At 71.3% G+C, this 11,386-nt stretch carries 12 protein-coding genes and 1 pseudogene; 9 read left to right on the top strand and 4 right to left on the bottom strand.

Annotation, left to right across the window (positions count from 1 at the left end; genetic code table 11):
• Positions 1-65: 65 nt before the first annotated feature.
• Positions 66-818, bottom strand: coding sequence for a transcriptional repressor LexA (gene lexA, locus FDF13_RS13350; RefSeq protein WP_137320073.1), 753 nt, complete (start codon positions 816-818; stop codon positions 66-68).
• A 282-nt stretch (positions 819-1,100) separates the two neighbouring features.
• Here lexA and FDF13_RS13345 point away from each other — a divergent pair, with 282 nt between their 5' ends.
• The 7 genes and pseudogenes from FDF13_RS13345 (at position 1,101) to FDF13_RS13320 (ending at position 6,139) form a co-directional block, all read left to right on the top strand.
• On the top strand, positions 1,101-1,460 hold the full coding sequence (locus FDF13_RS13345) for a LysM peptidoglycan-binding domain-containing protein (RefSeq protein ID WP_137320072.1): 360 nt from the start codon (positions 1,101-1,103) through the stop codon (positions 1,458-1,460).
• 9 nt (positions 1,461-1,469) lie between these two features.
• Positions 1,470-2,621, top strand: a pseudogene (locus FDF13_RS15390) (histidinol-phosphate transaminase); the annotation flags it as partial.
• Between the two features lie 108 nt (positions 2,622-2,729).
• The gene (gene hisB / locus FDF13_RS15385) at positions 2,730-3,332 is read left to right on the top strand and encodes an imidazoleglycerol-phosphate dehydratase HisB (RefSeq protein WP_175407049.1); all 603 of its coding nucleotides are present in this window, start codon (positions 2,730-2,732) and stop codon (positions 3,330-3,332) included.
• Complete coding sequence (locus FDF13_RS13335; protein ID WP_137320070.1) at positions 3,329-3,928, top strand: hypothetical protein; 600 nt, start codon at positions 3,329-3,331, stop codon at positions 3,926-3,928. The genes hisB and FDF13_RS13335 overlap by 4 nt, the downstream gene beginning before the upstream one ends.
• Positions 3,925-4,536, top strand: coding sequence for an imidazole glycerol phosphate synthase subunit HisH (hisH, locus tag FDF13_RS13330; protein WP_137320069.1), 612 nt, complete (start codon positions 3,925-3,927; stop codon positions 4,534-4,536). Before FDF13_RS13335 ends, hisH begins: the two co-directional genes overlap by 4 nt.
• A 21-nt stretch (positions 4,537-4,557) precedes the next feature.
• Positions 4,558-5,301, top strand: coding sequence for a bifunctional 1-(5-phosphoribosyl)-5-((5-phosphoribosylamino)methylideneamino)imidazole-4-carboxamide isomerase/phosphoribosylanthranilate isomerase PriA (priA, locus tag FDF13_RS13325; protein WP_137320068.1), 744 nt, complete (start codon positions 4,558-4,560; stop codon positions 5,299-5,301).
• 13 nt (positions 5,302-5,314) lie between these two features.
• Positions 5,315-6,139: an SseB family protein gene (locus tag FDF13_RS13320; RefSeq protein ID WP_137320067.1), complete on the top strand. Its 825-nt coding sequence runs from the start codon at positions 5,315-5,317 to the stop codon at positions 6,137-6,139.
• Positions 6,140-6,341: 202 nt separating this feature from the next.
• On the opposite strand, the gene FDF13_RS13315 is transcribed toward FDF13_RS13320, so the two are convergent.
• Complete coding sequence (locus FDF13_RS13315) at positions 6,342-7,865, bottom strand: catalase (protein WP_137320066.1); 1,524 nt, start codon at positions 7,863-7,865, stop codon at positions 6,342-6,344.
• A gap of 9 nt (positions 7,866-7,874) precedes the next feature.
• Positions 7,875-8,336 (bottom strand): Fur family transcriptional regulator, encoded by a 462-nt coding sequence (locus FDF13_RS13310; RefSeq protein ID WP_137320065.1) that lies wholly within the window; start codon positions 8,334-8,336, stop codon positions 7,875-7,877.
• A gap of 81 nt (positions 8,337-8,417) precedes the next feature.
• Here FDF13_RS13310 and FDF13_RS13305 point away from each other — a divergent pair, with 81 nt between their 5' ends.
• Positions 8,418-9,764, top strand: a complete 1,347-nt coding sequence (locus tag FDF13_RS13305) for a M20 family metallopeptidase (RefSeq protein ID WP_137320064.1) — start codon at positions 8,418-8,420, stop codon at positions 9,762-9,764.
• A 114-nt stretch (positions 9,765-9,878) separates the two neighbouring features.
• Here the strand turns inward: FDF13_RS13305 and FDF13_RS13300 are convergent, their stop codons facing one another.
• Positions 9,879-10,265: a DUF1844 domain-containing protein gene (locus tag FDF13_RS13300; protein WP_137320063.1), complete on the bottom strand. Its 387-nt coding sequence runs from the start codon at positions 10,263-10,265 to the stop codon at positions 9,879-9,881.
• 381 nt (positions 10,266-10,646) lie between these two features.
• Here FDF13_RS13300 and infC point away from each other — a divergent pair, with 381 nt between their 5' ends.
• The gene (gene infC / locus FDF13_RS13295; RefSeq protein WP_137320512.1) at positions 10,647-11,288 is read left to right on the top strand and encodes a translation initiation factor IF-3; all 642 of its coding nucleotides are present in this window, start codon (positions 10,647-10,649) and stop codon (positions 11,286-11,288) included.
• The last annotated feature ends 98 nt before the right edge of the window (positions 11,289-11,386 follow it).

Below are 11,386 nucleotides of genomic sequence, written 5' to 3'. Positions count from 1 at the left end.
AGCACCGATCGGTGCTCCGCCCTCGTGACGCTGCGGACGCGCTGTGCGGTCGTGTCCAGTAGGCCTCAGACCCGCCGGATGACCGCGGTGACGATGCCCATGATCGTGGCGTGGTCGCCGTCGATCGGGTCGTAGATCGGGTTCTGCGGCAGCAGCCACTGCTTGCCGCCGCTGCGCTTGAGCGTCTTGACCGTGGCCTCGTCGTCGAGGAGTGCCGCGACGATCTCGCCGTTCTCCGCCGACTGCTGGCGCCGCACGACCACCCAGTCGCCGTCGCAGATCGCGGCGTCGATCATCGAGTCGCCGGCGACCTGGAGGAGGAAGAGGTCACCGGAGCCGACGACCTGGGTGGGCAGGGCGAAGACGTCCTCGACCGCCTGCTCCGCGGTGATCGGGCCGCCGGCGGCGATCCGCCCGAGCACCGGCACCATCGCCGTGTTCGCCGAACCGGGTTCGGCGGCCGGCGGGGCCTCCTCGGCCGGGTTGACGATCTCGATCGCACGGGGGCGCTTGGGATCGCGGCGCAGGTAGCCGAGGCGCTCGAGCTGGGAGAGCTGGTGGGCGACGCTCGACAGGGACGCCAGACCGGCGGCCTTGCCGATCTCGCGCATGCTCGGCGGGTAGCCGTTGGTGTACACGGCCGACTCGATCGTCTCGAGGACGAGCCGCTGGCGCGGGGTGAGGCGCTGGTCCCCGGCGGCGGCCGAGCCCTCGGGGAGCTCGACGATATCGGCCTGGGTGGCGCGGAAGTCCTCGATCTCGTCGACGACGGCGTCATTGCGCGGGCGTCCTCTGGGGCGTCGTGATTGGGGGCTCATTCCTCTTCCCTTCCCGTTCCTCTCACCGTGCTGCACGACCGGAGCGTCGTGGGCTCCGGTCCCGACCGCGAGGCCGTGTCCGTGCCCGGTGCAACACTTCGAACATAGCCGATCGCGACGTCGTTCGAATCCATTTTCACACACGTGTTCGAGAAATAGTGGACATCCGTTCGATTGTTGTGTTCAATAGTACATGAGTTCGAATCCCCGGACCGCAGTCGCCGCGCATCATCAGTTCGGCGCACCGGCCGGCCTCGGGATCGATGAAGAGGAGGACACCCCATGTCTGCAAACACCGCACCCGCACCCGCACCCGCGGCCGCCACCGTGCTCACCCCGCGCGGTCGCCGCGCCCTGCGCCTGGCCCGCACCCTCGGTCTGGCCCTGTGCGCGCTCGTCATCGGGATCGTCATCACGCTGAGCTCCGGGGCCCAGGCCTCCGCCGGGTCCGCCGCCGGCGCCCCGGCCGGTGCGGGCTTCGACACCGTCGTCGTCGAGGAGGGCGACTCGCTGTGGTCGATCGCACAATCGGTCTCCGGCGGCCAGGACACCCGTGACGTCGTCCTCGACATCGTCGAGGTCAACGGACTCGACCGTCAGGTGGTCCACCCCGGGCAGGAGCTCGCCGTCCCCGGACGATAGACTTCTGCGGTGACGACTCTCGATGATCTCCCGCTCCGGGCCGACCTGCGCGGCCGGTCCCCGTACGGCGCCCCGCAGCTCGACGTCCCCGTCCGGCTCAACGTCAACGAGAATTCCCATCCCGTCCCCGCGGAGGTCGTGAGCGCGCTCGAGCACGAGCTCTCCGCGGTGCTCCACGACCTCAACCGCTACCCCGACCGCGAGTTCGACCGCCTGCGCTCCGCGCTCGCCCACTACCTCGACGGGGTGCTCGAGCGTCAGGGAGGCCCCGCCGCCGGAACCGCCGCGCCCGAGCGCACCGACTCCGAGCGCAGTGCCACCGAGAACACCGGCACCGGGCGCATCGACCCGGCGCAGATCTGGGCGGCGAACGGATCGAACGAGGTCCTCGCCCACATCCTCCAGGCCTTCGGCGGTCCGGGCCGCACCGCGCTCGGCTTCACCCCGAGCTACTCGATGCATCCGCTCATCACCGCGTCGACCGGCGCCGCGTGGATCGCCGTCGACCGCGAGGCGGACTTCGGGATCAGCGTCGAGTCCGCGGTGGCCGCCGTGCGCGAGCACCGGCCCGACGTCGTGTTCCTCTGCACCCCGAACAACCCCACTGGCAACGGTCTCGACCTCGCCGTCGTCGAAGCCGTGCTCGCCGCGAGCACCGGCATCGTCATCGTCGACGAGGCCTATGCCGAATTCGCGCGACCCGGATTCCGCACCGCGCTCACGCTCCTCCCGGACCACCCCCGGCTCATCGTGTCGCGCACGATGAGCAAGGCCTTCGCCTTCGCGGGCGTGCGCCTCGGGTACGCCGTCGCACACCCGGCCGTGATCGACGCGCTGCGCCTCGTGCGGCTGCCCTACCACCTGTCCGCGCTGACCCAGGCCGCCGCCTGCGCCGCGCTCGCCCACGCCCCCGCACTGCTCGCCACCGTCGACGCGCTCGTCGAGCAGCGCGAGCGCATGGCCGCCGCCCTGCTCGACGCCGGCTTCACCGTGGTGCCGAGCGACTCGAACTTCCTCCTGTTCGGCGGCATCGCCGAGCCCCACGCCCTGTGGCAGGACCTCCTCGACGCCGGCGTCCTCGTCCGCGACACCGGGATCCCCGGTCACCTGCGCGTCAACGCCGGCACCGCCGAGGAGACCGACGCCTTCATCGATGCCGTGCACCGGGTGCTCGAGAGCACCCCGGAGCACCTCGCCGCCCCCACCCAGATCCCCCGCCTACCGCCCGCCGCATGCCGCCCCCCGGACAGCAAAGGACCAGGACCCCGCATGACCGAACGCCAGGCCTCGGCACACCGTGCGACGAGCGAATCCGACGTCACCGTGCGCGTCGACCTCGACGGCACCGGTGCCTCGGACATCTCCACGGGAGTGCCGTTCTACGACCACATGCTCACCGCCCTGTCGAAGCACTCGCTCATCGACCTCACGGTGAAGGCCGAGGGCGATGTCCACATCGACGTCCACCACACCGTCGAGGACACCGCGATCGTCATCGGCCAGGTCCTGCGCGAAGCGCTCGGCGACAAGGCCGGGATCCGCCGCTACGGCGACGCGCTCGTACCGCTGGACGAATCGCTCGCGCGGTGCGTCGTCGACGTCTCCGGCCGCCCGTACTTCGTGCACAGCGGCGAGCCCGAGGGCCAGCAGTACCACCTCATCGGCGGTCACTTCACCGGCTCGATGGTCGCCCACGCGCTCGAGTCGCTGGCCTTCAACGCCGGCTTCACCGTCCACCTCTCGCTGCTCGCCGGTCGCGACCCCCACCACATCGCCGAGGCCCAGTTCAAGGCCTTCGCCCGGGCGCTGCGCGCCGCGGTCGAGCCCGACCCGCGCGTCACCGGGATCCCGAGCACCAAGGGAGCACTGTGAGCCGCACCGTCATCGTCACCCCCTTCGGCCGGCCGGATCAGCTCGCCGCGGCGTGCGTGCTCTCCGACATCCCCGGCGAGGTCGTGCCGATCGGAGACTTCTCCGCGCTCGTTCTCTCCGGCACCGACATCGCCGAGGGCAACGCCGCGGCCGCACAGCTCTCGAAGCTCACCGGACAGCACGAGGTGCTCCTCCTCGTCCGCAACGACGAGCAGATCGACGCTGCGCATTACCGGCGCGGCACCCGGGAGGCCGACGTCCCCGCCGGGCTCGCCCTCACCAACCTGCCCTCCGAGCTCGAACAGCTCCTCCTCGAGACCCTCGCCCCGCAGGACATCGACGGCTGGATCGACACCGGTTCGATGACGAAGCTCCAGGCGAGCGCGGCGACCATGACCCCGGCCCGTGCGGCACTCGCCCGCACCGCGATCCTGTGGGGCGTCGTCGCGCTCCTCGCCGTGATCGCGATCGTCGTCGGCGTCATCGCCGCGCTGAGCGGGATGACCGCGGCCTGGGTCGCCGCCGGACTCGGCCTCGTCGTGCTCGTCCTCGCCGCCCTCCGCCTCCGCTCCCTGCTCGCCGGACGCACCGCATGAGCGCCCCGGTCGCGGTCCTCGACTACGGCTCGGGGAACATCCGTTCGGCCGTGCGGGCGCTCGAGCGCACCGGTGCGCGCGTCGAGCTCACCTCCGACCCGCAGCGCGCCGCCGCTGCCGCCGGCCTCGTCGTACCCGGGGTCGGGGCGTTCGCCTCGGTCATGGACGGCCTGCGTGCCGGCGGTGCCGTCGACGTCATCCGCGAGCGGCACGCCGCCGGCCGACCGCTCCTCGGGATCTGCGTCGGCCTCCAGGTGCTGTTCGCCTCCGGCTCCGAGCACGGGGTCACCAGCGACGGCATCGGCCTGTGGGCCGGCGAGGTGACCCTCCTCCACGCCCCGGTGATCCCGCACATGGGCTGGGACACCGTCGCCCCGCCGGCCGACAGCGCGATGTTCGCCGGGATCGGCGACGAGCGCTTCTACTTCGTGCACTCCTACGCCGCGCACACCGCGCCGGCAGGAGCGCGCACCACCACGACCGTCCACGGCGAGCCGTTCGTCGCAGCCGTGGAGGACGGGTCCACCTGGGCCACGCAGTTCCACCCCGAGAAGTCCGGGGACGCCGGCGCGCAGCTGCTCGCCAACTGGGTGAAGGCCCTCGACTGAGAACCGATGAAGGAAGAGACGATGACTGAACTCGTGACAGAACCCGCGCTCACCCTGCTGCCGGCCGTCGACGTGGCCGACGGCAAGGCCGTGCGGCTGGTCCAGGGCGAGGCGGGCTCCGAGACCGACTACGGCTCGCCCGTCGAGGCCGCGCAGCAGTTCGAGGACGCCGGGGCGGAATGGATCCACCTCGTCGACCTCGATGCCGCGTTCGGCCGCGGCTCGAACTACGCACTGCTCACCCAGGTCACCAAGGCGTTGTCGATCAAGGTCGAGATCTCCGGCGGCATCCGCGACACGGAGAGCCTCGAGCGCGCCCTCGACACCGGTGCGGAGCGGGTGAACATCGGCACCGCGGCGCTGGAGAACCCGGCCTGGACCGCCGAGGTCATCCGCGACTACGGCGACCGGATCGCGATCGGCCTCGACGTCCGCGGCACCACCCTCGCCGCCCGCGGCTGGACCGAGGACGGCGGGGACCTCTACGACGTCCTCGCCGAGCTCGAGGCCGCCGGCTGCGCCCGCTACGTCGTCACCGATGTGCGCAAGGACGGCACCCTGCAGGGCCCCAACCTCGACCTGCTGCGCACCCTGTGCGCGCGGACCGACCGCCCGATCGTCGCCTCCGGGGGAGTGTCGAGCCTCGACGACATCGCCGCTCTGCGCACTCTCGTGCCCGAGGGCGTCGAGGCCGCGATCGTCGGCAAGGCGCTCTACGCCGGCCGGTTCACGCTCTCCGAGGCGCTCGACGTCGCCGGCCGCTGAGGCCATCGCACCGATGACCGAGGACACTCCCGGGGCCCCGGAGAGCCGGGACCTGCCCGCCCACCTCACCGGCATGACCGCCGGGAACACTGCTGACTCGGCCGGGGTGCCGTGGGAGGGCAGGGACCTCAAGCCCAATCCCTTCTCCGGGGACACCGGGCTGGCCGAGCCGCAGCTCACCGCCGCGCTCGATGCGGTGACCGCCGCCCCCTTCGACCCGGCCGCCCACCGCGGTGTGCTCACGGCCCTGCGCGGTGCCCGGGTGTACGCCCCGGTCCTGCCCACCGCCGTCGAGCACACCACCGATGAGCGCGGCCTCGTCCACGACAACTCCTCGGAGATGGCGATGGTGCGCCTCGCTGCCGACGACGGCCGGGAGTGCACCCCGTGCTTCTCCGACATCCCCGCGCTCACCGCCTGGGGCACCGCGGCCAGGCCGGTGCCCATCGAGGCCGAGCGCCTGTGCGTCGCCGCGATCGAGGAGGGCGCGCAGCTCGTCGTCATCGACCCCGGGTCGGCCCACCCGTTCCTGCTCCGTCGCACCGCGCTGTGGGCCTTCGTCCAGGACCAGCCGTGGACGCCGGCGTGGGCCGACGGCGAGGTCGCCCGGGCCGCCGGCCGGATCGCCGGGCAGTTCGACTGGATCGCCCGGGTGGGACTCGCCCCGGCCGGCCGGTCCGTGCATCTCGCAGGTCCCGAGCTCGCCCTCGTCCTCGGCGTCGACCGGCTCCCGGAGCCGGGTGAGACGGCCGCCCTGCGTCAGGCGCTGAGCGCGGACGCGGAGTTCGTCGAGCGCGTCGATTCGATGGTGATCTCCATCGACCCCGCCCTCGGCTGAGACCCGCCCGCGGCCCGGCCGCAGTGGCTGTCACCCGCCCGCAGTCGTGCCACGACCGGGGCCGCCTGCGATGGGGGAGGCGCGAGACCCGGACACGTCAACGGGCCCCGGACCAGAGGTCCGGGGCCCGTCGCGTGCAGTTCGGCTCGCAGGCACAGGGCCGGGAGCTCAGCTGCGCAGTGCGCTCAGCTGATCCGTGAGATCAGCTCGGCTTGTTCTCCGTCGCGGCGGTGCCGGCGCCCTCCTTCTGGGCGCCGCGCACGACGTTCTCCACGCGTGCGCCGAGGTCCGCATCGACGTTCTTCCAGTAGTCGAACGCCTTGACGAGGATCGGCTCGGACACCCCGTTGAGCAGGTGCCCTGCGATGTTGCCGACCAGGCGGTCGCGGCCGGCGTCGTCGAGGACCTTGCGCACGAGATCGCCGGCCTGGTTGAAGTCGCCGTCGTCCTTGCGCAGGGTCGGGGCCGAGCGCAGGACATCGCCCTCGACGGACACGAGGTTGTTCTCGGTGGTCCGCGAGGCATCGGCGTGCGGGCCGCCGTAGCTGTTCGGCGCGTAGGTCGGCTGGTCCTTCGGGTAGTTCTCGAAGGACATCGGACCGGCCTGCGAGTAGCTGTTCTTCACCGCGTTCTTCGGGCGGTTGACCGGCAGCTGCGCGTAGTTCGGGCCGATCCGGTAGCGGTGGGTGTCGGCGTAGGAGAAGATCCGGCCCATGAGCATCTTGTCCGGGGACAGGCCGGTGCCGGGCACGAGGTTCGACGGGGCGAAGGCCGCCTGCTCGATCTCGGAGTGGAAGTCCTCCGGGTTCCGGTTGAGCTCCATCACGCCGACCTCGTGCAGCGGGTAGTCCGCGTGCGGCCAGATCTTCGTCACGTCGAAGGGGTTGATCCGGTAGTCCTTGGCGTCCTCGTAGGGCATGATCTGCACCTTGAGGGTCCAGGACGGGAAGTTGCCCGCCTCGATCGCGTCGAACAGGTCACGGCGGTGGAAATCCGCGTCGATGCCGGCCATCTGGTCGGCCTCCTCGGCGGAGAAGCCCTCGTGACCGTGCTTCTCGATGAACTCCTGCTTCTGGTTGGAGATCCAGTGGTACTTGACCCAGAATCGCTCGCCGGCGGCGTTGACCCACTGGAAGGTGTGCGAGCCGTAGCCGTTCTGCTCGCGCCACGACCGCGGGATGCCGCGGTCGCCCATGAGGTAGGTGACCTGGTGGGCCGAAGCCGGCACCTGCGTCCAGAAGTCCCACTGCATGTTGTGGTCGCGCAGGCCGGAGTCGCTGCGGCGCTTCTGCGAGTGGATGAAGTCCTGGAACTGGATGGTGTCGCGGACGAAGAACACCGGGGTGTTGTTGCCCACGATGTCGAGGTTGCCCTCGGTGGTGTACATCTTCACCGCGAAGCCGCGCGGATCGCGCCAGGTGTCGGGGGAGCCCTGCTCTCCGGCGACGGTGGAGAACCGGGTGAGGGTCTCGGTCTTCGTCTTCGGCTGGAACACCGCAGCGCGGGTGTACTTCGAGACGTCCTGGGTCACCGTGAAGGTGCCGAACGCGCCGCCGCCCTTGGCGTGCACCACGCGCTCGGGCACGCGCTCGCGGTTGAAGTGGGCCATCTTCTCGATGAGGTAGTGGTCCTGGAGCAGGATCGGGCCGTTGGGGCCGACGGTGAGCGAGTGCTCATCGCTGCCGACGGGGATTCCGAAATCGTTGGTCGTGTAGTTCTCGGCCATTGTTCCTCCTTAAAGGGAGACCGTTGCGGATCGTGATGGATCCTCCTGGGCGTCGCGACACCGGGCGCACTGCCCCCAGTACACGACCTCCGCGAGCTCCACGGCGAAGCCGTGGGACTCCGGGGGGTGCATGCACGGCACATCGTCCCCGCTGCACGGCACATCGACGATCTCCCGGCAGGACCGGCAGACCAGATGATGGTGGTTGTCGTGCCGCTGGAACTCGTACCGGGCCGCGGCGGAGCCGGTGGGGTCGATGCACCGGACCAGGTCGGCGCGCTCGAAGGCTGCGAGCACGTCGTAGACGGTCTGATGCGAGACCCTGCCGATCCGCGTGCGGGCGGCGGCGGTGATCTCCTCCACGTCGGGATGACCGGAGGAGGTGCGGAGCACCTCGAGCACGGCCTGGCGGGGCGCGGTCACCCGCAGCCCGGCAGCCCGGATCAGCTCGGAGGCACTCGATGTCGTCACGTCCACCACTCTATGCCCTTTTCTGGAACTGCTCAAGAAAACGACTGTGGAGTCGCTCACCCGGCCGATAGGGTGGCGAGCATGAGTGATCGAGCCGAGCCCACCCGTCCGAGCACGCTCTACCTCGATGCGATGCGGGCCGAGACCGAGGCGCGGGCCCGGGCGGCGGGTCCGCCGCACTCGGTGCACACCGGGGCGCCGGTCTCCCTCCTCCACCGCCTCCGCGCCGCGCTCGAGGGTCGGCGGGAGCGCCTCGTCGCGCTCTCCCATGCTGTCCACCGCACCGCCGAGGTGGCCTTCGAGGAGCATCGCTCGGTGCGCCTCCTCGAGGGCGTCCTCGCCGGTGCCGGGGTGAGTGCGGAGATCGGGGTGCACGGCCTCGACACCGCGCTCGAGGCGGGCTGGGGGAGCGCGGACACCGGTCGGACCGTCGCCCTGCTCGCCGAGTACGATGCGCTGCCCGGCATCGGCCATGCCTGCGGCCACAACGTCATCGCCGCCTCGGCCGTGGGCGCCTTCCTCGCCGTCGTCGACGTCATGCGCGGCACCGACCCGGCCACGCCGCTGCCCGGACGGGTCGTGCTCCTCGGCACGCCGGCGGAGGAGGGGCGCACCGGCAAGGAGATCATGGCCCGCCACGGGGCCTTCGCCGGCATCGACGCCGCGCTCATGCTCCATCCCTCGGGCACCGATGCCGCGGAGCAGACCTGGCTCGGACGGCGCACGCTCGACGTCACGTTCCGCGGGATCGCCGCGCATGCCTCGGCGCAGCCGTTCATGGGGCGCAACGCGCTCGACGCGGCCGCGCTCATGTACCAGGGGATCGGACTGCTGCGCCAGCAGATGCTCCCCGTCGACCGCGTCCACGCCTCGATCCCGGACGGCGGGGACCGGCCGTCGATCATCACCGAGTCGGCACGGGTGAGCGTGTACGTCCGCTCCGCGTACCCGCAGACCCTGCGCGAGCTCTCCGCCCGGGTCGAGGACATCGCCCGCGGCGCGGCGCTCATGACGGGCTGCGGGGTCGAGGTCGGCTGGGACGCCAATCCGCCGAGCCTGCCGGTGCGGGCCAGCAGCGAGCTCGCCGCGCGCTGGGCCGTCCACGAGCAGGCGCGCGGACGGCAGCCCGTGCCGGCCGGGATCGTGCCGGACACGCTCGCGGCCTCGACGGACTTCGGGAACGTGAGCTGGCGGATGCCGGGGATCCACCCGACGATCGCGATCGCGGACGCCGACGTCGCCTGGCACACCCGCGCCTTCGCCGATGCCGCCGCGTCCCCGCGGGCCGATGCCGCGGTGGTCGACGGGGCCTACGGGCTGGCCGCCACCGCCCTCGACTACCTGTGCGACGACGCGCTCGCCGCGGCCGTCGAGCGGGACTTCACGGCCGGCGGCGGCGCGATCGACGTCCCGCGCTACTTCGACTGAGCGGGGCACAGCCGCGAACTGCGCGGTATCCGAAACCGAGCGCGCAATTGCGCGACCGGATCCGGATACCGCGCAGTTCTGCGGGGAGGGATCGGTGAGCGGGGCCCGGGCGGGTCAGCGGACGGGGCCGGTGAACTTCTCTCCGGGCCCCTGGCCGGGGGCGTCGGGGATCGACGAGGCCTCGCGGAACGCGAGCTGCAGGCTGCGCAGCCCGTCGCGCAGCGGCCGGGCGTGGTGGTCGCCGATCTCCGTGGCGCCGGCGGTGACGAGTCCGGCGAGGGCGGTGATGAGCTTGCGCGCCTCGTCGAGGTCGGTGAGCTCGGCGGCGCTCTGCGCGTCGGTGTCCTCGGCGAGACCGCACTTGACGGCGGCGGCGCTCATGAGGTGGACGGCGGCCGCGGAGATGATCTCGACGGCCGGGACCTCGGCGATGTCCCGGACGGCCTGGGCGTCCGCGTCCGAGGTGGGATCGAGTGGAGGATTCGTGTGCGGTTCGGTCATCCCCCAGCATCCCATATCCCGCCCCCTGCTCCGGCACGGCGGAGCCCCCGCACCGGGCGCGGTCCGCTGTCCGCCCGCACGCGAGGCGGGGTCGACTCGGCAGCGCGGTCCCGGGGGCGGGTGGGGGCTCCCCGACACCCGCGGCGGGGCTCGATTGTGCAGTCCGGCACCGGTCGTAGTACGATGAACGGGTGCAAAGAGGAGCCTGGCTCCCACCTGGATCGCCTCAGGCGATCGGGTTCTCGAACACGGTCCTGCTCCACACGGACCGATCGGACGTGGTCTCCGCGTGCGTGTGCTTCGAACCGGGCTCCCTTCGCATGTGCCGAAGGGGGCCTTTTCTCTTTCGGTTCACCTCATCGTCGAAGAAGGAGCGAGCACATCAGCGAGCCGCGCATCAATGATCGGATTCGGGTACCGGAAGTCCGCCTGGTCGGCCCCAACGGGGAGCAGGTGGGGATCGTCGCCATCCGCAAGGCACTCGACCTCGCCCGCGAGGCAGACCTCGACCTCGTCGAGGTGGCACCGCAGGCCAAGCCGCCCGTGGCCAAGCTCATGGACTACGGCAAGTTCAAGTACGAATCCGCTCAGAAGGCACGCGAGTCCCGGAAGAATCAGGCCAACATGGCGCTGAAGGAGATCCGGTTCCGGCTGAAGATCGACGAGCACGACTACGAGACCAAGAAGGGCCACGTCTCCCGGTTCCTCGCCGGCGGCGACAAGGTCAAGGTCATGATCATGTTCCGCGGTCGCGAGCAGTCGCGCCCCGAGATGGGCATCAAGCTGCTCAACCGGCTGGCCGAGGACGTGTCCGAGCTCGGCTCCGTCGAGTCCTCGCCGCGTGTGGACGGCCGGAACATGGTGATGGTCGTGGCACCCTTCCGCAACAAGGCGGACGCCAAGGCGGAATCCCGCAAGGCGAGCCGCGACGCCAAGGGCGCGAGCGCCGAGGTCAAGTCCCGGCGCGAACGGGCGGCCCAGGCCAAGGCGGGCACCGCTCCCGCCGACGACGACGAGTCATAAGTTCTTCGTGCTCGCACCCGGCCCGCACCGCGGGTGGGCGCAAGCACGCGACACGCACACCGATCGTCGATCGCACCGGTTCCCACCGACGCGTCGAC

Origin of the sequence: Brevibacterium sp. CS2 (genome assembly GCF_005280295.1) — a bacterium.
In the GTDB taxonomy this organism is placed as follows: domain Bacteria; phylum Actinomycetota; class Actinomycetes; order Actinomycetales; family Brevibacteriaceae; genus Brevibacterium; species Brevibacterium pityocampae.
Note: the sequence above shows the minus strand (reverse complement) of the source record. Positions and strands in the feature narration are given on the sequence as shown.